Origin of the sequence: Bacillus timonensis (assembly GCF_000285535.1) — a bacterium.
Classification (GTDB): domain Bacteria; phylum Bacillota; class Bacilli; order Bacillales; family Bacillaceae_L; genus Ferdinandcohnia; species Ferdinandcohnia timonensis.
The window spans coordinates 214,622-238,561 of record NZ_HE610988.1 but is presented as its reverse complement, the minus strand read 5'-3'; the positions used below and the strand labels follow the sequence as shown (position 1 = coordinate 238,561).

General features: G+C 38.7%; 23 protein-coding genes and 1 other annotated feature. Of the genes, 21 read left to right on the top strand and 2 right to left on the bottom strand.

Features of this window, described 5'->3' with window-relative positions; genetic code table 11:
* Positions 1-389 precede the first annotated feature (389 nt).
* From BTHG_RS18780 to yajC, 20 genes are all read left to right on the top strand, one after another.
* Positions 390-4,796 (top strand): S8 family peptidase, encoded by a 4,407-nt coding sequence (locus tag BTHG_RS18780; RefSeq protein ID WP_010678283.1) that lies wholly within the window; start codon positions 390-392, stop codon positions 4,794-4,796.
* A gap of 159 nt (positions 4,797-4,955) precedes the next feature.
* The gene (locus BTHG_RS25410) at positions 4,956-5,720 is read left to right on the top strand and encodes a peptidoglycan DD-metalloendopeptidase family protein (protein WP_010678282.1); all 765 of its coding nucleotides are present in this window, start codon (positions 4,956-4,958) and stop codon (positions 5,718-5,720) included.
* A 6-nt stretch (positions 5,721-5,726) separates the two neighbouring features.
* Complete coding sequence (locus tag BTHG_RS18770) at positions 5,727-6,593, top strand: M50 family metallopeptidase (RefSeq protein WP_010678281.1); 867 nt, start codon at positions 5,727-5,729, stop codon at positions 6,591-6,593.
* A 59-nt stretch (positions 6,594-6,652) separates the two neighbouring features.
* Positions 6,653-8,122, top strand: a complete 1,470-nt coding sequence (locus BTHG_RS18765; RefSeq protein WP_010678280.1) for an Rne/Rng family ribonuclease — start codon at positions 6,653-6,655, stop codon at positions 8,120-8,122.
* Between the two features lie 73 nt (positions 8,123-8,195).
* Positions 8,196-8,410 (top strand) — a sequence feature (ribosomal protein L21 leader region).
* Positions 8,411-8,426: 16 nt separating this feature from the next.
* Positions 8,427-8,735 (top strand): 50S ribosomal protein L21, encoded by a 309-nt coding sequence (rplU, locus tag BTHG_RS18760; RefSeq protein WP_010678279.1) that lies wholly within the window; start codon positions 8,427-8,429, stop codon positions 8,733-8,735.
* Positions 8,736-8,746: 11 nt separating this feature from the next.
* Positions 8,747-9,073 (top strand): ribosomal-processing cysteine protease Prp, encoded by a 327-nt coding sequence (locus tag BTHG_RS18755; protein ID WP_010678278.1) that lies wholly within the window; start codon positions 8,747-8,749, stop codon positions 9,071-9,073.
* 30 nt (positions 9,074-9,103) lie between these two features.
* Positions 9,104-9,397: a 50S ribosomal protein L27 gene (gene rpmA / locus BTHG_RS18750; RefSeq protein WP_010678277.1), complete on the top strand. Its 294-nt coding sequence runs from the start codon at positions 9,104-9,106 to the stop codon at positions 9,395-9,397.
* Between the two features lie 147 nt (positions 9,398-9,544).
* On the top strand, positions 9,545-10,084 hold the full coding sequence (locus BTHG_RS18745) for a sporulation initiation phosphotransferase B (protein WP_010678276.1): 540 nt from the start codon (positions 9,545-9,547) through the stop codon (positions 10,082-10,084).
* A 33-nt stretch (positions 10,085-10,117) separates the two neighbouring features.
* Entirely contained in the window at positions 10,118-11,404 is a 1,287-nt protein-coding gene (gene obgE / locus BTHG_RS18740; RefSeq protein ID WP_010678275.1) for a GTPase ObgE, read from the top strand.
* 30 nt (positions 11,405-11,434) lie between these two features.
* Positions 11,435-11,875, top strand: a complete 441-nt coding sequence (locus BTHG_RS18735; protein ID WP_010678274.1) for an ACT domain-containing protein — start codon at positions 11,435-11,437, stop codon at positions 11,873-11,875.
* A gap of 12 nt (positions 11,876-11,887) precedes the next feature.
* On the top strand, positions 11,888-12,742 hold the full coding sequence (gene pheA, locus BTHG_RS18730) for a prephenate dehydratase (RefSeq protein ID WP_010678273.1): 855 nt from the start codon (positions 11,888-11,890) through the stop codon (positions 12,740-12,742).
* Positions 12,743-12,915: 173 nt separating this feature from the next.
* Positions 12,916-14,415 (top strand): SafA/ExsA family spore coat assembly protein, encoded by a 1,500-nt coding sequence (gene safA / locus BTHG_RS27500; RefSeq protein ID WP_010678272.1) that lies wholly within the window; start codon positions 12,916-12,918, stop codon positions 14,413-14,415.
* Between the two features lie 201 nt (positions 14,416-14,616).
* Entirely contained in the window at positions 14,617-15,543 is a 927-nt protein-coding gene (locus tag BTHG_RS25400) for a YhcN/YlaJ family sporulation lipoprotein (protein ID WP_010678271.1), read from the top strand.
* 153 nt (positions 15,544-15,696) lie between these two features.
* The gene (locus BTHG_RS18715) at positions 15,697-16,224 is read left to right on the top strand and encodes an intercompartmental signaling factor BofC (protein ID WP_010678270.1); all 528 of its coding nucleotides are present in this window, start codon (positions 15,697-15,699) and stop codon (positions 16,222-16,224) included.
* A 169-nt stretch (positions 16,225-16,393) separates the two neighbouring features.
* Positions 16,394-16,996 (top strand): Holliday junction branch migration protein RuvA, encoded by a 603-nt coding sequence (gene ruvA, locus BTHG_RS18710; RefSeq protein ID WP_010678269.1) that lies wholly within the window; start codon positions 16,394-16,396, stop codon positions 16,994-16,996.
* 13 nt (positions 16,997-17,009) lie between these two features.
* Positions 17,010-18,011: a Holliday junction branch migration DNA helicase RuvB gene (ruvB, locus tag BTHG_RS18705; protein WP_010678268.1), complete on the top strand. Its 1,002-nt coding sequence runs from the start codon at positions 17,010-17,012 to the stop codon at positions 18,009-18,011.
* A gap of 10 nt (positions 18,012-18,021) precedes the next feature.
* Positions 18,022-18,213, top strand: coding sequence for a DUF2905 domain-containing protein (locus BTHG_RS18700; RefSeq protein ID WP_010678267.1), 192 nt, complete (start codon positions 18,022-18,024; stop codon positions 18,211-18,213).
* Between the two features lie 27 nt (positions 18,214-18,240).
* Positions 18,241-19,266: a tRNA preQ1(34) S-adenosylmethionine ribosyltransferase-isomerase QueA gene (gene queA, locus BTHG_RS18695; RefSeq protein WP_010678266.1), complete on the top strand. Its 1,026-nt coding sequence runs from the start codon at positions 18,241-18,243 to the stop codon at positions 19,264-19,266.
* Positions 19,267-19,333: 67 nt separating this feature from the next.
* Entirely contained in the window at positions 19,334-20,473 is a 1,140-nt protein-coding gene (gene tgt, locus BTHG_RS18690) for a tRNA guanosine(34) transglycosylase Tgt (protein WP_010678265.1), read from the top strand.
* A 41-nt stretch (positions 20,474-20,514) separates the two neighbouring features.
* Entirely contained in the window at positions 20,515-20,775 is a 261-nt protein-coding gene (yajC, locus tag BTHG_RS18685) for a preprotein translocase subunit YajC (protein WP_010678264.1), read from the top strand.
* Between the two features lie 40 nt (positions 20,776-20,815).
* Here yajC and BTHG_RS18680 read toward each other — a convergent pair whose 3' ends face one another.
* Positions 20,816-21,199 (bottom strand): TIGR04086 family membrane protein, encoded by a 384-nt coding sequence (locus BTHG_RS18680; protein WP_010678263.1) that lies wholly within the window; start codon positions 21,197-21,199, stop codon positions 20,816-20,818.
* Positions 21,200-21,405: 206 nt separating this feature from the next.
* On the opposite strand from BTHG_RS18680, the gene BTHG_RS18675 reads away from it, so the two are divergent.
* Positions 21,406-22,071, top strand: a complete 666-nt coding sequence (locus BTHG_RS18675; protein WP_010678262.1) for a DUF421 domain-containing protein — start codon at positions 21,406-21,408, stop codon at positions 22,069-22,071.
* Between the two features lie 258 nt (positions 22,072-22,329).
* Here BTHG_RS18675 and spoVB read toward each other — a convergent pair whose 3' ends face one another.
* Positions 22,330-23,892, bottom strand: a complete 1,563-nt coding sequence (gene spoVB / locus BTHG_RS18670; protein ID WP_010678261.1) for a stage V sporulation protein B — start codon at positions 23,890-23,892, stop codon at positions 22,330-22,332.
* Between the last annotated feature and the right edge of the window lie 48 nt (positions 23,893-23,940).

The window sequence follows — 23,940 nt, the reverse complement described above, 5'->3', positions numbered from 1 at the left end:
AATTAAGCCATTCTACCTAGGAAACAGAATATCTGTTTTATACTGGTAAAATATAGTAAAAACCTCATTTTGTGGAATATAGCCCCTCTAAAAAATAAAACTCATACGAATATATAATATTCGTTCTAAACTCCTTATTTGTCTTTTTTCATATAATACAAATTAACCAAATTCCGAATCTTCAAACTATTTTCCTTTTTTTCGACACTATTTTCGTATTTTTTCAGCTAAAGTTAATTCATACCTGTACTTCTACATAATGTGATTTCCGATTGCAATACGCGGAATCTATCTTAGAGAAATGGGGAAGGACCCAAATACATTGGAGTATAGGAATCTATCGAGAGGAGGAAAATTCAGAGCTAATTAAAATTAAGGGAGGAAAATTGATGAGGAAAAAAGGGAAACGTAGGTTAACAAAGGTTGCAAGTATTGTAATGTGCGCGTTATTACTAGCACCTAGTGTAATGGCTTCTCAAACATTTGCTCAGGCAAAGGAACCCTCCACATCTTATCTAGGAAATAATAAGGATGTGGCTTCTAGTAAAATTTCTAAAAGCTTACAAGACCAATTCGCCGATGAGAAGATGGTTACATTTCTAATCAAATTCAAGGAACAGGTTGATTCAAATAAAGTAGCAAATGATGCAGCTAAAAAAGCTAGTTTACAAAAATCTACTATAGCCAAAACAAAATCAATCAAACGAAATGCAATTGTTTCAGAGCTACGTACAACAGCGATTGAAACACAAGGTGATGTTAAAACGTATCTTCAAAAAGAAGAGGCATCCGGTAATGCAAAGGATATTAAATCCTTCTTCATTGTAAACGGAATGGCTGTAACTGCAACGAAAGATGTTATGGAGAAAATTGCATCATTCGCTGAGGTTGAAAAAGTGTTACCAAATGAAACAAGAACATTGCATGTTCCAGTAACGAAAGAATCTTCACTAGCGGTCGAATCTAAAGCAACCCCTCAAAACATTGAATGGAATATTGATCGTGTGGGGGCCCCACAGGTATGGGAGATGGGGATCGATGGATCTGGTACGGTTGTTGCTAGTATTGATACGGGTGTTCAATGGAATCACCCAGCATTGATGGAGCAGTATCGTGGCTATGATCCAGCTAATCCAAATAATCCGAACCACCAGTATAGCTGGTTTGATGCAACGACTGGTCAATCTACTCCATACGATGATATCGGACATGGAACACATGTAACAGGTACAATGGTGGGTGCAGAGCCAAATGGTGCAAATCAAATTGGTGTTGCTCCAGGTGCTAAGTGGATTGCTGTTAAAGCGTTCACGGAAGATGGAGGATCAGATATAGACCTATTAGAAGCAGGGGAATGGATTATAGCTCCAGGGGGCAACCCTGATATGGCACCAGATGTTGTTAACAACTCATGGGGTGGAGGACCTGGTTTAGATGAATGGTATCGTCCAATGGTCCAAAACTGGAGAGCAGCCGATATTTTCCCAGAGTTTTCTGCAGGTAATACAACCTTATTTAATCCAGGTGGCCCAGGGTCAATTGCGACACCTGCAAACTATCCTGAATCGTTTGCAACAGGAGCGACTGATATCAATGATCGTTTAGCAAACTTCTCGTTACAAGGACCTTCACCATATGAAGGAGATATTAAACCGGATATTTCGGCTCCAGGTGTGAATATTCGTTCTTCCGTTCCTGGTAGTGGATATGAAGGTGGATGGAATGGAACATCAATGGCAGGTCCGCATATTTCTGCCGTAGTAGCTTTATTAAAACAAGCAAATGCATCATTAACGATCGAACAAATTGAAGAAATTATTACTTCAACTGCAACATCTTTAACCGATGGTACTTTTCCAGAATCACCTAACTTTGGTTACGGTTATGGTTTGGTAAATGCATATTTAGCTGTTTCCTCAGTTGCTTCTGGACTTGGAAAAATCAAAGGTCAAGTTGCGAAAGATGGTGTGGATGCAGAGGCTCCAACGTTTGAACATACAGCGCCTTCTGAAACCTATGCAGGCATGGACTTACCACTTTCTATCTCAGTACATGACAACGTAAGCATTACAGCTGTTGTGCTTCAATATGAAAATCTAGATGGCAAATGGGCGAATGTATCTGCTACTCAAACATCAGGTACGTATAATGAAGGAACATACGAAGCGGTGATTCCAGGAGAAGATATTGGAGAGCCTTCTGTGTCATATCGTTGGCAGGTTGTTGATTTTGGTCAGAATGATGTAACGACTGATGAATATGAAGTTACTGTACAACCAGGAATTTCTGTCGGTTATTTCCAAGACTTTGAAGATACTCCTGTTGGTTGGTTCTCTTATGGTGCCGAGGATACTTGGCAATGGGGTGTTCCTACAAGTGGTCCTAATGGTGCACATTCTGGAGAAAAAGTATATGCTACGAATCTAGCTGGACAATATAGCAGTCGAGCGAATATGACTCTTGTAATGCCACCAATTGACCTACCAGCTGAAGGACCAGCATACCTACAATACATGAACTGGTTTAATCTTGAACGCAACTGGGATTACGGTCATGTATTTGTTTCTACAGATATGGAAAACTGGACACAATTACTTCGTATCACAGATACGACTTCAAACTGGCAAGCTGCAGAGGTTGATTTATCTGAGTATGCGGGTCAAAGAATTTATATCGGTTTCAATGTAACCACTGACGGCAGTGTTACTCGCGATGGCTGGTACATTGATGATGTTCGTCTTTCAAATGAGCCACTTACAGTTCAAAGCAAAGCCCAATTAGGAGTACAACCTACGAAGGGTGACAGCGTTGATAGTGGTGACAGCTCAGTTGCAGTAAAAGAAGGAGAAAAAGTTGACCCTGCAAAAATTAAGCCAGAAGGTTCTCACATCGACTTCAAGGAAGTAAATGTTGATGAAACTAGTCCACAAGCCTTACCAATTTACGCTCAAGTGAGTGTGTTAGAGTCGGGCCGATCTGTTACAACTAATCCTGCTACCGGTGCATATGAATTAATCCACGGAACAGGTGAATTTACAGTAGTAGCGGAAAGCTATGGGTATCATGCAGCACAACAAACTGTAACAGTCGAGGCAGATGGTGAAGCTGTAGCAAACTTCGTTTTAGAGGAGAAAGCAAAAGGAACGGTATCAGGTACGATTACCAATGCAGCAACGGGTGAACCTGTACCAGGAGCAACATTATTACTTGTAGAAGATGCAAATGTAACTCCAGTTGAGACAGATGAAAATGGTCAGTATTCACTTACCGCATATGAAGGTACGTATACAGTTCGTGTAATGGCACCTTCCTATTATAGTGAATCATTTGAAGTTGTACTCGAAGGAAATGGCGAAGTAGCACAAAACATAGAATTAAGACCATTCATTGGTTATCCTGGTGAAATCGGTTATGACGATGGAACTGCAGAAAATGCACGTGCATTCTATGATGCTGGCAATGGTTGGGCAGTAAAAATGTCATTAAGTGAAGAGCAGGATGCAGCGCTCGTTACTGGAGGGCAATTCCGTTTCTGGGATACAACATGGCCAACACCAGGAGGATCTAACTTCAAAGTAGAAGTCTGGGATGCTACTGGAACAGATGGAGCTCCAGGTAAGAAGCTTGCTGGGCCAATCGATGCGACTGCTCTTCGAACTGGCGAATGGACAAATGTGGACCTAGCTGCTGAAGGAATCATCGTAGAAGGAGACTTCTATATGGTTTACATTCAAGCAGATCCAAATCCAAATGCACCAGGACTTGGAACTGACGAAGATGGTGAGTATTCAGGTCGTAGCTGGCAGTTTGTTGGTGGAGCCTGGTCATTAGCCCCAGAGGCTGAGGGTAACTATATGATTCGTGCTACAGTCAATTATGAGGTAACAGCTCCTACCATTACTTCTCCAATAACAGGAGCTTTCACGAATGAATCATCTGTTACTGTTGAAGGAAAGGCAGCCCCTACAACTACTGTTCATGTCTTTAACAATGGAGAAGAGGTAGTGACAACAGATACAACTGATGCAGGTACTTTTTCTGTGGATGTTGAATTACAAGATGGTGAGAATTCACTTACAGCTAAGGCATCAACTAACACGGGTATTACCGATGCATCAGAACCTGTTGTTGTGATTCTTGACCAAACATCACCGGAACTCGTCATTACAAGCCCGGAAGATGGTTTAAAGACAAATAAAGAAGCAATTACTGTAACAGGTACTGTACAGGACGAAAATATCGATACTGTAACAGTAAATGGTGAAGGTGCAACTATTACTGATGGAAGCTTTACAAAGCGAATTCTTGTTGAAAATGGTGAAAATAACATTGAAGTAGTTGCAACTGACAAAGCAGGTAACTCAACGAGTGACCAAATTACTGTAACTGCTAAATTTGGCGATTTAACCATAGCTGATTTAAAACCAACAGAGGATGTGCATTTAAAATCAGGTGAGAGTGTGAAGATTGAATTCACAAGTGAGCATGGATTAAACGCAACCTACGCTATTCGTTTACCATTAACAAATACAGCAGGTGTGAGCGATGTTACGGAACTTCCACTACAGGAAGTTTCACCTGGTGTCTATGAAGGATACTGGACAGCGGTTTCTAGTGTAGTTGCAGACGGTGCTGAAATCGAAGTAATTGTAAGAGACGAGTTTGGTAACGAATCAAGACAAATTGCAACTGGTAAGTTAATCATCAATGTGCAAGAAGATGATGGGAAACCAGGAAAAGGAAAGCCAGGAAAGCCTGATAAACCAGGAAAACCTGATAAACCGGGTAAAAAATAAATAATTTTTAGTAGTAGGAGAAGGATGTGGAGAAATCTCATCCTTCTTTCATTTTCAAAGATGCCCGTTTTACTAGATAATTAGCTTGATAATGTCATAACTAAACGCCTTTAGTCATAAACTTGTACAAATAAAATGGACAAGGGATGATGTAAAAAGATGAGTAACCGAGCAAATGAAATTAGAAGGCGAATTGCAAAGAGAAAGCGTACGAAATATTCCAGTCCAGCTACTCCAAAAAAAACAGGTCCTTCCTTTATAGCAAGTGATGAGGAACGATACGGTGGAAGTGCATATACCTCATTCGATGGTGGTGGGTCTGGTGAAGGAGGACATCCTCTTTTTCGAATGGAAGTTTTTCTTTTTAAGGTGTTACTCTCTGCTATTCTTGTGTTATCGATTGGCATAATATTTAAAAATCAGTCACCACAGTTTGAAAATGTCAGGCATTTTGTAACCAGTACTATGGAAACTGAATTTCAATTTGCTGCCGTAACAGAATGGTATAAAGATACCTTTGGCAGCCCGCTTGCACTAATCCCAATGAATCAAGATAAAGAAAAAGTCGATACTCAAGCTACAGGTAAATACGCTATTCCCGCAGCAGGAAAAGTGACCGAAACCTTTGAAGCAAACGGCCAAGGAATTATTGTTGAAACCGACAGCGAGGTAGTTGAAGCAATGAATGCAGGTAATGTTACTGAGGTTGCAGTTAAAGGTGATCTTGGAGAAACAGTTGTTATTCAGCATAGTGATGGCTCCGAAACGTGGTATGGAAATTTAGGAAGTGTTGAAGTGAAACTTTATGATTATGTGGAAACAGGTCAAGAGGTTGGAAAGGTTCAAGAGCCGCAAGGGGAAAAAAAGGAACGTATTATTTTGCAATCAAGCAAGGTGAAACATTTATTGATCCAATACAGGTGATAAAATTTGAATAAATATGTAAATCTCCTCAGAAAAATAGAAATTCACCCATTATTTTGGCTTATTGTCGGGATTGCAGTTGTTACCGCACACTTCAGAGAATTATTGATGCTTTTTTTAATCATATTTGTCCATGAAATGGGACACGCTGCATGTGCCCATTTTTTTTCATGGAGAATTAAAAAGATTCAACTTCTCCCTTTTGGGGGTGTGGCGGAGATGGATGAGCATGGAAACCGTCCACTCAAGGAAGAACTATTCGTTATTTTAGCAGGACCACTGCAGCATATTTGGATGGTGACTGTTGCTTATTTCTTATTATTAGGATCTATCATTTCCCCGAAAACTTTTGATCTCTTTTTATATCATAATGTGGTTCTTTTTTTCTTTAACCTACTCCCAATTTGGCCATTAGACGGTGGGAAGCTTCTTTATTTGTTTTTTTCATATAAACATTCTTTTTTTGAAGCGCATAAACGGACGCTTTTTGTATCAAGTCTAATAGCGGGACTTCTTTTCATTGGAATGTTATTTTATAGTCCAAACAATCTAAATCTCTGGGTCATCATATCTTTCCTTTTCTTTTCAATTATTATGGAATGGAAAAAACGTCATTTTGTCTTCATGAGATTTTTGCTTGAACGCTACTATGGAAAACAGGATACCTTTACAAAATTAAAACCGTTGATTGTGGATGAAACAGAAATGGTATATTCGGTCCTCTCAATGTTTCAACGAGGGTGTAAGCACCCAATTGTGATACGAAAGGATGGGGAAAACCAGCAACCCCTTGATGAAAATGAACTTTTACATGCTTACTTTAATGAGAAAAAAATTACTCAGCCGGTTGGTGAACTCCTCTACTTGTATTAACATTGCATCTTGAGGTACATTGATAAGGAAAATGTTCCGTCAAAGTGAGGATTAGCAGTTTGAAAACAATTATTGTAAATGCAAAAACAAGTGAAAAGCGAATAGCCGTTCTTGAGGGAAATAAAGTTCTTGAGGTGAATATTCAACAACCAAAACATAGAGAAATCGTAGGGAATATATACAAGGGTCGAGTCATTGATGTTCTTCCCGGTATGCAGGCGGCCTTTGTCGATATTGGTTTAGGCAGAAATGGCTATATAGGAAGGGAACAGCTTGCAACTTACCATCTATCCGACCCAAATGACAAAGAAAAAAATATTTCTCATTTTATTAGACAAGGCGAGGAAATCATTGTTCAGGTTACGAAAGAGGGTGCAGAGCGGAAAGGACCCAAATTAACCGGATTAATTGAATTTCCTGGGGCATCCCTTGTCTATTTGCCGTTTGGAAATTATGTGGCAGTTTCGCGGAAAATGAAAAAAGAGGAAGAAAGAGATAGATGGCGCCGCTTTGGACAAACATATCTTCAATATCCTGAGGGGCTTGTTGTGAGAACCGCTTGTGAAAATCAAGATGAAGCAAAAATCTTCAATGAGCTTGAATTTGGGCGAAGCCGTTACAAGGCCATACTAGAAGAACAAAAACGCCTTAAGCCACCAAGTCTTTTAGTTGATGCCAATAATCTAGTTGAAAAAATCTTACTTGAACATCACCCGGAGAATATAAAGGAAATTGTGATTGATAATGCCGAGTGGTTTAGACAGTTAAAGAATCAATTTGGTGAAGATAAGGTTTCTTTTTATCAAGGAAAAGAAGATATATTTTCATCGTACGGAATTGAGCGGGAAATCGAAAGAGCACTAAAGCATTTAGTATGGCTCGAAAATGGTGCATATTTGTTAATTGAGCAAACGGAAGCCTTAACAATTGTCGATGTGAATACTGGAAAATTTAAAGGTAAAGAAAATTTGCGAGATACGGTATTTAAAACAAATATTGCTGCAGCAAAAGAAATCGCTTGTCAGCTTAAGTTACGTGATATTAGTGGAATTGTCTTGGTTGATTTTATTGACATGAAGCAAGAGGATGAACGTCAAAAGGTAATCCAAGCACTGCGTGGAGCTGCGAAGGATGACAGAAATCGGGTGACGATTCATGGGTTTACTACACTAGGTATAGTCGAGCTAACCCGTAAAAAGACAAGGCAAGATCTTTCAGCTATTTTACAAACGAATTGTCCAACCTGCCTAGGAACAGGAAAAATTGACTCTGCCGAAACAATTGCGTTTAAACTTGAACGTGAGTTATGGGAACTTCAAGGAATGGACTATGAGGCTATTTGGATTGAAACAACTAAGGACGTGAAACATGTATTTCAAGGAGAGCATAATCAGCATAAAAAAAGGCTAGAAGAAGCTTTATCCTTTCACATTTATTTAACGGAAAAAGTTTCACCTATACATGAATATGAAATCAGACAATTGGGAAGTAATGCTGACATAAAAGCAAGACTAAACAATTTATCATAGTTCAACAAATTCTAATTTATATTGACTCCAATGTGTCTTTGTGATAATATTTTCATGTTATTGTTTGTAGCACCCATTGCTACAACCGCTCATTCCAGGTATTTAAGTTTTCATGGTTTTGGGTAAACAAACCGAGGCAAATTAGAAGCAAGAAATTCAAGGCGGCGCAGTCAGGAGTAGCGGAGCGTAGTTAGTGCTACGTGAGGAACGTACTGGCGTAGCCAACACAGAAGTTCGCAGCTTATCATTTGCCGAAACGCCTGTGTATTGGCGAGTCTTAGTCATACTATTAGGAGGTGCAAATATGTACGCAATTATTGAAACTGGCGGTAAGCAAATCAAAGTTCAAGAAGGCCAAGAAATCTATGTTGAAAAGCTTGACGTAGAACAAGGTGGAACAGTTACTTTTGACAAGGTTTTATTCGTAGGTGGCGAAAACGTGAAAGTTGGTAGCCCAACTGTTGAAGGTGCAACTGTTACAGCTAAAGTTGAAAAGCAAGGTCGCGCTAAGAAGATCATTGTTTTCAAATATAAGGCTAAAAAGAACTACCGTAAAAAACAAGGTCATCGTCAACCTTACACTAAAGTTACAATCGAAAAAATCAACGCATAAGGCTTTCTATCATGATAAAAATAACTATTAACCGTAATAGTTCTGGTAGAATCGACTCATTTACAATGAGTGGACATGCTGAATTTGATGTTCCTGGAAAGGATATCGTTTGTGCGGGTGCCTCAGCTGTTGCTTTTGGTACCATTAATTCGATATATGCTTTATGTAAAGTAGAGCCAATATTGGAGCAAGAAAAAAGTGGTTTTCTCCGCTGTCAGATTCCTCATCTTGAGGATGATACAATTGAGGAAAAGGTACAGCTTCTTTTAGAGGGAATGCTTGTATCACTACAAACGATTGAACTTGATTATGGACAATATATGAAAATTCAATCATAAATACAACTTTATAATAGGAGGTGGACAATAATGTTCGTAAGATTAGACCTTCAATTCTTCGCTTCTAAAAAAGGGGTAGGTAGTACAAAAAACGGTCGTGATTCAATCGCGAAACGTCTTGGTGCAAAACGTGCTGATGGTCAATTCGTAACTGGTGGATCAATTTTATACCGTCAACGCGGTACAAAAATTTACCCAGGTGTAAACGTTGGCCGTGGTGGTGACGACACACTATTCGCAAAAGTTGACGGAGTTGTTAAATTTGAGCGTTTAGGCCGTGACCGCAAACAAGTAAGTGTATACCCAGCTGCGCAAGAAGCGTAATCGTACAAAACTCTAACCACATGGTTAGAGTTTTTATTTTTATGAAGATTAGAATGTAGTGTTATTTTCCAAGGTTTGATATAATTTTTAGACAAGATTCGAAATCTAAATGTGGTTTTTGACACATTGAAATTTAGGGGAAATGACATGAATAAAAATTGGAGTACGATTGAAGTTCTAAAACATACACGTCATGATTGGTTAAATAAAATACAGTTAATCAAAGGGAACATCTCACTAAATAAAATTGATCGGGTTAAGACTATAATTGAAGAAATTGTAATTGACGCTCAAAATGAAACACATCTCACAAATTTACAAATTCCAACTTTTGCTGCACTAATCATGACCTTAAATTGGGAGCCTCATAAATATCAATTGGACTATGATGTTGTCGGTGATATTCGAAATTTATCAAACTATGATACGAAACTAACAGAATGGTGCACACAATTTTTTACCATACTGGAAGAAACAGTAGATGAAATGGGAGAAAATCACTTATCCCTCACTATCGACTGTTCAACAAAGGAAACTCGATTCTTTTTTGATTTTAGTGGAATACTAAAAGATAGGGAATACCTAACAAATTGGTTAACTACGATAAGCCAATCTGATCAATTCCCACAAATAACAGAGTATAAAGTACATAAAGAAGAAGTAAATATAACAATACATATTGCATGAAAGATTAAGGTGCATAATAACCGGAGGTAAAAGATGTTTGTTGATCAAGTCAAAGTGTATGTAAAAGGTGGAGACGGTGGTAACGGGATGGTTGCTTATCGTCGTGAAAAATATGTTCCAATGGGCGGTCCTGCAGGTGGAGATGGTGGAAAAGGGGCGGATGTCATTTTTGAGGTTGAAGAAGGTTTAAGAACCTTGATGGATTTCCGATACCAACGCCATTTTAAGGCACAACGTGGGGAACACGGAATGTCAAAAAACCAACATGGGAAAAACGCAGAGCCGATGGTTGTAAAGGTGCCCCCAGGAACAGTCGTGACAGATGATGATACAGGTGTGGTGATTGCAGATTTAACCCAGCATGGTCAAAGAGCAGTCATTGCTAAAGGCGGACGTGGAGGAAGAGGAAACTCTCGATTTGCGACACCAGCCAATCCGGCACCAGAAATTGCGGAAAATGGTGAGCCAGGACAGGAGCGATATGTAAGACTTGAACTTAAAGTTTTAGCTGATGTCGGTCTTGTTGGTTTTCCCAGTGTAGGGAAATCTACTTTATTATCTGTTGTTTCAGCTGCAAAGCCGAAAATTGCGGAGTATCATTTTACAACGATAGTCCCAAATCTGGGTGTTGTTGAAACAGAGGATGGACGCAGTTTTGTGATGGCTGACCTTCCAGGTCTAATTGAAGGGGCACACCAAGGTGTTGGGCTTGGACATCAATTTTTAAGACATATCGAACGAACAAGAGTCATTGTTCACGTTATTGATATGTCAGCAATGGAAGGGCGCGATCCATTCGAAGATTACCTCACCATAAATCAAGAATTAAAAGAGTACAATCTTCGTTTAACTGAACGTCCACAAATTGTGGTAGCAAATAAAATGGATATTCCTGAAGCACAAGAAAACTTAAACGTATTTAAAGAGAAGTTACAGGATGATGTCAAGATTTTTCCTATTTCGGCTGTTACAAGACAAGGTCTTCGTGACTTATTGTTTACAATTGCAGACTTACTTGAAACGACCCCAGAATTTCCACTTGAAGTTGAGGAAGATACAAGTGTCCATCGCGTCATGTACCGCCATGAAAAAGAGGAAGTTGATTTTGTTATTTCACGTGAAAGTGATGGTTCATTTGTAATTACTGGAGAACGAGTTGAAAAACTCTTTAAGATGACGGACTTTACAAGAGATGAATCTGTAAAACGATTTGCCCGTCAGATACGTGGCATGGGAATCGATGACGCACTTCGTGAAAAAGGTGCAAAACACGGGGATATTGTAAAATTACTTGATTACGAATTTGAATTTGTAGAATAAGCGCAAAGGAAGGTAAAGGGGGGAGTTTGCATGGATGGCAAATTTTATCTTGTTCGTGAGGATGTACTTCCAGAAGCGGTTCGAAAAACCTTGGACGCAAAGGAATTATTAGACAGTGGAGAAGCACAATCGATTGCAGAAGCTACCCAAAAAGTAGATTTAAGCAGAAGTGCATATTACAAATATAAAGATACTGTCTTCCCTTTTCATACAACTGTTAAGGAGAAGATTATCTCTTTGTTTTTTCACTTGGAGGACCGATCAGGTACTCTGTCTCAATTGTTGAGAACTGTAGCAGATACGGGTTGTAACGTGTTAACAATCCATCAAACAATTCCGCTTAGGGGAAAAGCGAATGTAACACTCTCATTAAACACATCAGGCATGCACGGTGAAGTAACTGACCTCCTTGCTAAACTTAGAAAACTCGAATTCGTAGATAAAGTTGAAATTCTTGGAACAGGAGCATAGGGGGAAAGATGGATGAGTATAAGAAACATAGGATTTTTAGGGCCAAATGCAACGTTTACTGCACAAGCGGTTTCTGCATTGTTTCCTGGTAAGGAAAATAAGCCATATCGAACAATCCCTGCATGTATTGACGCGGTGGAAAAAGGGGAAGTAGATGTAGCAGTTGTTCCAATTGAAAATACAATTGAAGGAACGGTTAATTTAACAATTGACTATCTCATTCATGTAAAACAATTGAAAATAGTTGGTGAAGTGATTATTCCGATAAAACAACATTTAATGGTGCATCCCGACAACACAAATACTTGGGAAGAAGTACAAGGAATCTATTCACATCCACATGCAATCGCACAGTGCTATAAATTTTTATATAATAACTTTCCAAATATACAACCCATCGAAGTAAGTTCGACAGGTGCAGCTGCTAAATTGGTAAGTGAGAATCCAGAACAAAAGATTGCAGCTATTGCAAATTCCTTTGCTGCTGAAGAATATGGCTTGAAAATTGTTAAACAGGATATTCATGATTTTGACAATAATCATACTCGATTTGTTGTTCTACATAAAGAGATGTTAGATTTGGATTTATCCAGGAACAACTCCGGAAATAAAACAACCCTAATGGTTACTTTACCTTCTGATCAGGCCGGTGCCTTACATCAGGTATTATCTGTATTTGCCTGGAGAAAATTAAATTTATCAAAAATCGAATCAAGACCGATGAAAACAGGGCTAGGAAATTATTTATTTTTAATTGATATTGAACAAAAAATGGATGAAATTTTAATCCCAAGTGCGATAGCGGAATTAGAGGCATTGGGAAGTGGGGTAACTTTGTTAGGTAGTTATCCATATTATCGAATTTAATCATTAAACTCGGCGTTAGTCGAGTTTTTATTTTTTCTTAGATTTTAAAGCTTGACCCGCCTTCTTGCTACACATAAATTGTGAAGCCTATGCATAAGTTGTGATGAGAAATAGTGGCAATTTGCCTATTTTGACATAGTATGTATGGACTTATGTATAGGAGGGAAAATCGCGTGAAAATCCATATCGTTCAAAAAGGAGACACCTTATGGGAAATTGCAAAAAAATATGGGGTCGACTTTCAAGAACTAAAGGCTGTCAACACTCAGTTAAGTAATCCGGATATGATTATGCCAGGAATGAAAATCAAGGTACCTACCGGGACAGTTCATGTAAAAAAAGAAGCACAAATTGGTGGAGCCAAAAAAGAAGCACAAATTAACTTGGCACCTAAAAAGGAGGCACAAATTCAGCATCCGTTTGCTGAAATCACTCCTCAGCCGTTTCCTGTAATGGAATTGGAAGAGGAAGAGGTTCCGGAGGTAGAAGAGGAAGTAAAAGGTGTCGAGACAGGACCTTATATTCCTCAGATGCCGCAGATGCCGCAGATGCCGCAGATGCCACAAATGCCAGTAATGCCACAAATGCCACAAATGCCGCAAATGCCGCAAATGCCAGTAGCACCTCAGACGCCGCAATTTCAGCCATTAGAAATTGATATCAATAATTTTAATTTAATGGGCATGCCGCAAATACCAACACCACCAAAGAATGTTTTACCTGGTATGATGGTCCCAGAGGAAGAAGACTTTGAACTTGAAGAAGAGGAGTATGAAGCACAAATGCCACCAATGCCGCAAATGCAACAAATGCCAATGGCACCACAAATGCCAATGGCACCACAAATGCCAGTACAACAGCCTTGGAATTTTAATAATTGTGTGCCTGTCACACCGGTAATGCCTGGTTATGGATTTAATTATATTCCAGGATTTCAAGGAGGTTTTCCACCACAAGGACCCTATTCTCCAATGGGTGGATTCCGAACAGAAGGTGTAAAAGAGGAAGTTAAAGAAGAAAAGGTACCGGTTCAAATGGCACCAGTTCAAATGCCACCAGTTCAAATGCCACAACAGAATCCATTTGAAATCGATATTAACAATTTCAATATCATGCAGGCACAAATGCCGCAAATGCCACAAATGCCGCAAATGGTAGCTGGTGTGGAAGAGGAAATAGAAGAAGCGCCTGCATTCCCACAAATGCCTCAAATGGCACCGATGCAAGCACCACCATTACCAATGGGGCCATGTGTGCCTATGACACCGGTTATGCCAGGTTCTGGCTTTTATGGCGGATTTCCAGGACCAATGGGCTTTGGACCAGGTGTGCCGATGCAGAATGTGCCACAAGCAGTTAGCCCAGCGGTAGGTAACAACCCAGTTGGTCCGGTACAAGGTTTTGCAGGACCAATGAATCCACAAATGTTTCAAGGGCAACCACAAATGATGCCATCACAATTTTATAACCAAAGAGACTGTGGATGCGGTGGACCAAAGCCACTATACATGGGACCTTATCCGCAACAAGGCATTCCGATGGGGCAACCTGGATATCCTGGACAATTTCAAGGTGGATTCCAAGGGTCACCATTGGGTATGAACCCAAATCAGCAAATGGCATTTAATCCAATGTTTAATATGCCAGATTTTGATGATGACTTAGATGATTAAAACACACAGATATAATTCTTAAGGGCGAATAAAAATTCGTCCTTCTATTTTTTGTATCAGATATGATAAAAGTTGACAATATTAATGGAAAAGTACCGTTAAGTTATCTGCAAAAATCTAACAGAAATATTCCCCCACCTGAAGAGCCAACCTAATGATGAACATTTAGTTATGTTCAAAAGGTAAAAGGGGGTTATTGTATTGAGGAAGATACTCTATACAGTTTCGACTACAGCATTATTGCTTGGAGGTCTTACGGCTTGTAATACCAATCAAGGGGCATCGCCAAATACGGATTATAATGATAATGCCAGACCAATCGGTTATTACTCAAACGAAAATGGTCGGGATCGTAATGGGAACGGATATCGTACTCGTGACAATGATGGCCCATTGACAGAAATTATGGACCGTACCGGAAACAATAACCGCACCGGAGTCATGAACAACAGAAATGGCAACAATAACCGCACCGGAGTCATGAACAACAGAAACGGCAATAACAACCGCACTGGGGTCATGAACAACAGAAACAATGATCATACCGGTGTTATGGACAATAATAAAACAAGAAAGAATCGTTCTGGGATCATGAATTATCGGGATCAGCAACGCCGCAGTGGTATCATGAATAATCGTGACGGCCGCACAATTAACCCTTATAATGATGGCAATCCAAACACAATGAGAGATAATGGCCATGGATATGCTGATCGCAACTATCATAGCCATCTTAATGACAATAACCACCAAGTACAAACATACGGTTATTACGACGATAATGGAAAGTTAGTTCGTAAAATTTCTGAACGTGCTTCAAAGGTAAAAAATGTTGATGATGCGCGTGTCATAGTTACAGACGATAACGTTTTAGTTGCAGTCGATACGAATGACAATAGTAATCGAAATAACGTTCAAAATGCTGTTGAAAAGGCAGTTGCGCCACTAGCAGGAGATAGAAATGTCAATGTTGTAACAGATGAGGGTACTTTTACACGTGTTCGTGATATCGATAATGATATTCGTAATGGCAACAGACGAGAAACGATTGATACCGACATAAAAGACCTGTTTAACAACATTGGGAATACATTAAAAGCACCATTCACAAATCACAATAGGGGTTAATAAAGTATAATGGATGTCCTTAGGGGCATCCTTTTTTTTGTGGATTAAGTTGTTCGTATGGATAATACTGTTAATATTGGTCACACTACTATGTGAGGGCTGTTATAGCGTTGTGAAAATAGTTGGCAACTAATTGTAAGAGGTGATGCCAAAGTGAGAACGATTGGAAAAGTGATTGTTTGTTTGGCTGTTATTTTAATTTTTCCTAGCTTTTCGGGAAACAGTGCAGAATTAACAAAAGAAAATAATGATGCTGTACAAGAGGTGAATGGACCGTTAGAAGTTACAGTTATTCTTGAACGAGTTTATGTCGATGGTGAAGTTAGTGAAGAGATACTTAAAGAAACAATCCTATCGATGGAAGATTTTTGGGCTCAATATGAGGATTGGGATTTAGTTCATCAGGACGAAGAGCAAGTTGTTTTTCAACAGCGTATAGATGATATTTCGCCATTGCTTAAAACAAATGGCTATTTTGGCTTGACGGAAGATGGAATTTTATCTATCTTCAACGGAAAACCTGGTGGATCTGATAATGTTATCCAATCATTCTTTCAAATCGATGTAGAGAAGCTTGAAAGTTATCAGCATGATTTGTTAAAAAATGGAATCAAGGTTGGTTCGAAGGATGAATATATCAATGTCATTGAAACCTATAAAACCTATACATCTTCCCCTTAATAATGGCGTATTGTAGAGACTAGTAATCCTTCTAGTCTCTTTTTTAATTTAGCCATTAGTATCCCACCTTTGAAAAGTCTGGAGCAAATACGCCAAGTCGCATTCAATTTAGTCTTTTTTCGATGAATATGATAAAATGGGGTACAGCAAAGTAGGGGAGAGAAGAGGTTTGATTGAATTTATAAAAGGAACGGTGGAATACATTAACCCGGAATACGTTGTTGTAGAAAATAACGGAATTGGTTATCAAATATACACACCCAATCCATTTGTTTTTAAAAGGGAGACTCAGGAAACCGTTTATACATATCAGCATGTTAGAGAAGATATTTTAGCTTTGTATGGTTTTAAGACACGTGAAGAGCGTGCTTTATTTTTGAAATTATTAAATGTTACAGGTATAGGACCAAAAGGTGGACTTGCCATTTTGGCTTCTGGTGAACCAGAACAAGTGATTCGGGCAATTGAAAATGAGGATGAGAAGTTCCTGATAAAGTTTCCTGGAGTAGGGAAAAAAACAGCACGCCAAATCATTCTAGATTTAAAAGGGAAGCTTCACGATCTAATGCCTTCGCTACATCCTGATTTATTTTCTGAGGATCATGAGTTTAATGTCAATGCTGGCCAAAATGAGCTCGATGAGGCAGTTGAAGCTCTCAGAGTGTTGGGTTATGCAGAAAAAGAAATCAATAAGGTGCTGCCGGGATTACGAAAAGAACAGTTATCAACTGATCAATATATAAAAAAGGCATTACAAAAGCTTTTAAAATAAGGGGGATGTTTGAATGGAGGACAGAATCGTTTCAGGTAGTGCTAATTACGAAGAGTCAGCAATCGAACAAAGCCTTAGACCGCAAACTCTATCCCAATATATTGGACAAGAAAAAGTAAAATCCAATTTATCCATCTTTATTGAAGCAGCGAAAATGAGACAAGAAACCCTTGATCATGTTTTATTATATGGGCCGCCGGGCCTTGGGAAAACAACACTAGCCACTATTATTGCGAACGAAATGGAAGTTAATATACGCACAACCTCTGGACCAGCTATAGAAAGACCAGGGGATTTAGCGGCTATTTTGACAGCACTTGAGCCTGGTGATGTCCTTTTTATTGATGAAATTCATCGCCTTCAAAGATCCATTGAAGAAGTACTATATCCGGCCATGGAGGATTTCTGTTTAGATATCGTGATTGGTAAAGGGGAGGGAGCACGCTCTGTCCGACTTGACTTGCCTCCTTTTACCTTAGTGGGAGCTACAACAAGAGCAGGTTCATTATCTGCACCACTTAGGGATAGATTTGGTGTACTTAGCAGACTTGAATATTATAATGAAAGTCAATTAGCTCATATTGTAATCAGAACGGCAGAACTACTGGACGTTGAAATCGATGATTATGCGGCACATGAAATTGCAAGACGGTCCAGAGGAACACCAAGGATTGCCAACCGTTTACTTAGACGGGTGAGAGATTTCGCACAAGTACGAGGAAATGGAATAATCACAACAAAATTGGCAAATGAGTCGTTAGAATTACTGCAGGTTGACCGTTTAGGACTTGATCATATTGACCATAAATTACTTAAAGGAATCATTGAGAAGTTTCGTGGTGGACCAGTTGGACTTGAGACTATCGCTGCAACAATAGGGGAAGAGGCACATACAATTGAAGATGTTTATGAGCCATATCTCTTACAAATCGGCTTTTTACAGCGGACACCACGGGGGCGAGTTGTAACAGAGCTTGTGTATCAACACTTTCAAATTGAGGTTCCAAAGGAGTAGGTAATGAATCATGGGTAAAATGCTAATGATAATGGGGATTTTATTATTAGTTGTTGGTTTTGTAATGCATTTTATAGGAAAACTACCTGGGGATATTGTAATAAAAAAGGGAAATACAACTTTTTATTTTCCAATCGTAACATCTATTGTAATTAGCATTATATTATCATTGATTTTTTACGTGTTCGGTCGATTTCGTTAAAAAGTAAGTAGGAATAAGGTGAAAAACATGAAATTAGATTTGTTTGATTTTTATTTACCAGAAGAATTAATTGCACAGACTCCTCTGGAAAATCGGGAAGCTTCCCGATTAATGGTAGTAGACAAAGAGACAGGTGAGATTACCCATACTCATTTTCGCTCCATTCTTTCCTATCTGAATGAAGGGGATTGCTTGGTGTTAAATGATACACGAGTATTACCAGCACGACTATATGGTGTGAAAGAGGACACAGGAGCGAAAGTAGAGGTCCTTCTTTTAAAACAAAAAGACGGGGACACATGGGAGACTCTTGTTAAGCCTGCGAAGCGTGTGAAGGAAGGTACTGTATTAAGCTTTGGTGATGGACGGTTAAAAGCAACATGTACCGCACTTGGTGATCATGGTGGAAGAATGTTGGACTTTCATTATGAGGGGATTTTTTATGAAGTGTTAGATGCATTAGGTGAAATGCCTTTGCCTCCATACATACATGAGCAACTAGATGACAAAGAACGTTATCAGACCGTATATGCAAAGCATCGTGGTTCTGCTGCAGCACCAACTGCGGGTCTTCATTTTACGGAAGAACTTCTACAAGAAATTAGGGACAAGGGAGTACATACAGCCTTTATAACATTACATGTTGGTTTAGGAACTTTCCGCCCGGTTAGTGCAGATACAATAGAAGAACATGATATGCATTCTGAGTTTTATCAAATGAATGAGGAAACTGCTAGGTTGCTAAATGACGTAAAAGCAAACGGTGGAAAAATTATATCTGTAGGTACTACTTCTACAAGAACACTTGAAACTATTGTGAAAAGTAACGGAAAATTCGTTGAAACGAGCGGTTGGACAAATATTTTCATTTATCCAGGATATCAATATAAGGCAATTGATGGACTAATCACCAATTTCCATCTCCCAAAATCTACGCTCATCATGCTGGTGAGTGCATTGGCTGGGCGCGAAAATATCCTTCATGCTTATAACGAGGCAGTAAAAGAACGATACCGTTTCTTTAGCTTTGGCGACGCTATGCTCATTAAATAAAAAACCATGAAAATTAGATATTTAGGGTGTTGACTTTCCATCACCCGTGATAAAGGAGAAATATTACGTGACAGCAATAAGATACGAACATATAAAAACTTGTAAGCAGACCGGTGCTAGGCTTGGAATTGTACACACTCCACATGGTTCCTTTGAAACACCAGCATTCATGCCTGTTGGAACGCTTGCGACTGTTAAAACAATGTCACCTGAAGACCTTAAAGAAATGGGCTCTGGAATCATTCTTAGTAATACCTATCATCTTTGGTTAAGACCAGGACATGACATTATTAAAGAAGCTGGTGGGTTACATAAATTTATGAATTGGGATCGAGCAATCCTGACTGATTCTGGAGGTTTCCAAGTATTTAGCCTAAGTGAATTCAGGGAGATTAAAGAAGAAGGCGTTCATTTCCGTAATCATTTAAATGGGGATAAGTTATTTTTATCACCGGAAAAGTCAATGGAAATTCAAAACGCCCTTGGCTCAGATATTATGATGGCATTTGATGAGTGTCCTCCGTATCCAGCTACCTTTGAATACATGAAAAAATCTGTTGAACGTACAAGCCGTTGGGCAGAGAGATGTCTAAAAGCACACAGCCGCCCACAGGATCAAGGTTTATTTGGGATTGTGCAAGGTGGAGAATATGAGGAACTTCGCAAACAAAGTGCAAGAGATTTAACATCCTTAGATTTTCCAGGCTATGCTGTAGGTGGTTTATCTGTTGGAGAACCTAAAGACGTAATGAACAGAGTTCTCGAATTTACGACACCACTTTTACCAGCTGATAAGCCTAGATATTTAATGGGAGTAGGTTCACCAGATTCACTTATTGATGGATCAATCCGAGGAATTGATATGTTCGACTGTGTTCTTCCAACTAGAATTGCTCGTAATGGAACCCTCATGACGAGCGAGGGAAGATTAGTCGTAAAAAATGCAGAGTATGCGCGTGATTTTAGACCGTTAGATGAAAATTGTGATTGCTATACATGTAAAAATTATAGTCGTGCATATATTAGACATTTAATTAAGACAAGTGAAACATTCGGAATAAGACTTACTACTTATCATAACCTGCATTTTCTGTTAAAATTAATGGAGCAAGTCCGACAAGCGATTCGTGAAGATCGACTTGGAGACTTCCGAGAAGAATTTTTTGAGCGATACGGGTTCAATAAGCCTAACGCAAAAAATTTCTAATAAAGAAAATGTAAAGAAAACAAGTGCAGGAGGTGAAATGAATGGAAGGTATTTTAGGAACAGTTGGTCCTTTAATTCTTATGTTTGCGATTTTCTATTTCTTGTTAATTCGTCCGCAACAGAAGCGTCAAAAGGCTACTGTGCAAATGCAATCAAGCCTTGCAAAAGGTGACAAAGTAGTTACAGTTGGTGGCTTACATGGAATTATTGACTCTATCGATGAAAACAAGGTTGTTATTAAATCAGGCAATGCCAATCTTACATATGACAGACAAGCAGTACGTGACGTCATTAAGGACTAATTAAATTAACTAAAAAAGAGCGTTTAAACGCTCTTTTTTTCTATGCTTCCCTTCTTGAAGGTGTTGTCATATTAACCCCGAAAATACCACCAATAACTGAAGCTGCTAAAAAACCAATATGATACATCGTTTGCTCGGCAGTAAAAGTAGTATCATATCCTAAAAATTGTACGAGAAACACAATGATAGTATACAAAATACCGGTTCCGCCACCAATCAGCCAGCCTTTTTCTTTTCCTTTTCCCCCTGATACAAATCCACCAATAAATAGCGCTAGGAAGGACAAACCCAAAATCACCCAGGATATTGAAGATTCTTGAAGTGAAGTAAAACGAAGTAATAATGAAATGAGTAAACTAAAAACGATAACAATTAAAAAAATTGCTACCACACCATAAGCCATTGCAACCCCCATTTTCCTCATGTCGATTCTCTCCCTTTCAAATTGATACAGATAACCCTTAGTACGAGCATATTCATGTCCATAACGAATTAGAATAAAAAAGTACAAACTTTTTCTTCAACTACAAGGTGCTGGTAAAACCTTTACATAATGTTTAGGTATGAATTGTGCAAACTAACCTGTAATATGGTTTTAAAAATTAACTCATATGAGAGGGGGCTTTCACAATGGAGGAATACCTCATCATTATGGGGAGGACTGTTTTACTATATATTATTATTTTAACGATTTTTCGGTTGATGGGAAAACGAGAAATCGGGGAATTAAGTCTTCTGGATTTAGTTGTATTTATGATGATTGCAGAAATGGCGGTAATTGGTATTGAGAGTACAAAAGATCCAGTTCTGCATTCTGTTATACCAATGGTTTTACTAATGGGAATCCAATACGCCCTTGCCCTCTTGTCATTAAAAAGCAAAAAGTTAAGGGAAATTATAGATGGCAGACCAACCGTTATCATTAATAAGGGAAAAATTGATGAACATGCCATGAAACAGCAACGCTATAATTTGGATGACTTATTGATGCAGCTTCGTGAAAAAAATGTGAAGAATTTGGCAGATGTGGAGTTTGCTATCCTTGAATCCTCAGGTGAATTGTCGGTTTTAACTAAAAATTCTAAGCAGCCATCAGAAATATCCGATTATACAATTGATTTACCTCTTATTCTCGATGGTGAAATCCAGGAAGAACATTTACACCAAATCAATAAAACGAAACCTTGGCTGCTTTCTGAACTAAAAAAGCTTGGTCACAGTGATATTAAGAAACTTTCTTATTGTAGCTATCATCATGGAAAATTACACATTGATATTAAAAATGAAAAAAGGTAACCTTTGGTTACCTCAAAGTGTAGACAAAGTCAGTGCTGACTTTTTCTACACGAATTTTTAAGGATATCTAAATTTTAACTCAAGTCCCTGACTGTCTTGAAAACGTGTGCCAGACAAGGCGCGCAGCTGAGCGAAGACGCGAATAGAAGTTGCCTTCATGAGCGGACGAACGAGGCAAGCAACGCAGTATGCGAGCGTTTGTCAACATTCTGAGGTAACCTTTGGATACCTTTCTTTTTAAGGTTAAGTCAACAACTTTTACAATAGTAAAGCAAGCTTTGGACCAATAATAGGAATCCTTTTCACTTCATCTTTGGTTAAAAGTTTAAATACAAACAAGAGAATGACATAGATGAATGATGTAACCCCAATTGCTGCAAGAGTTCTTATCAAAAGAGAGCCCTCTGTTAAGAGTAATTGATAAAAGTAATGACCACCTACACCAGATAGGATCATGGTAATTCCACTCTTAAGATAATCTTTAATATAAAAACTATAGGAGATGACTTTCACAATCGTTGAAAAATGAAGCAACGTAACGAGCATCATCCCGATAACAATGGCAAGCGCTGCACCCATAATCCCAAGGGAAGGTCTTGTCGCAAGAACAAAAATAGCACCAGTTTTAATGACATTACCAATAAAACTATTAATCATTGCAGCCTTGGCTAAATCTAAAGCCTGTAAGGTTGCTTGGAGTGGTCCTTGAAAATAATAAAAAATAAAGAATGGTGCCATAACTTGTATATAGATAGCTGAATTGCTATTCCCGTACATGAGTTCCATGACAGGGGAAGCAAACACATATAAAACAACAATAGCCAGACCACCAGAAACCAATGATAGTCGTAATGCTTGTTTGAGTCGGTACTCAATTAATAAGGTTTGTTTTTTTGCTGCAGCCTCACTAATTGAAGGAACAAGTGCTGTTGATAGTGATGTTGTAATAAAGGATGGCAGCATCAGTAGAGGTAGTGCAAAACCAGTTAATTCCCCATATTGTCTTGTTGCAAGATGCGTAACGACACCAGCAATAGCCAAGCTTTGTGCTACGACAATTGGTTCAAAGAACCATGAGATGGAACCAATCATCCTGCTCCCCAATGTTGGAACTGCTATTCGTGTCAAATCGTGAAAAGTATCTTTCCCATTTTTAGCAGACTTGAAAAAGTTTTTTCTGATACGAATTCGTTTTTTCATTTTAAACATTAAGAATAAATAGAATAGGGACATTAACTCTCCGACTACAGCCGAAAGCATCGCTCCTGCTGCAGCATATTCAATTCCCATAGGTAGAAATGCATTCGTAAATACATATACCAAAGTAATTCTTACTACTTGTTCGATTACCTGAGAATACGCAGGTGGCTTCATATTTTGACGACCTTGGAAATAGCCACGAAGTACGGATGAAATCGCCACAATTGGTACAATAGGTGAAATGGCTAATAATGGATAATAGGTTCTTTGGTCAGTTAGTAACGTTTCTGATAATAATGGTGCAAGAAAAATCATCATTGGTGTAAAGATAATACTTAATGTACCTGTAATCGATAGAGAGACGACCAATATTTTTTTGATTCTTCTTTTATCACCTTGCGCTTCTGCTTCTGCCACCAATTTTGATATCGCTACTGGCAATCCCATTTGAGTTAAGGTAATCGTGAGAACAAAGGTAGGAATTGCCATCATATAAAGCCCTACACCTTCTTCACCAATAAGTCGAGCTACAACAATTCTATTGATAAACCCTAATATTCTCGTAATAAGTCCTGCAATAATTAAAATTAATGTTCCTTTTAGGAATGTTTGCTTTGACAATTCATTTTCCCTACCTTCTCAAAAAAGGTGATATCATTTACAATTAAC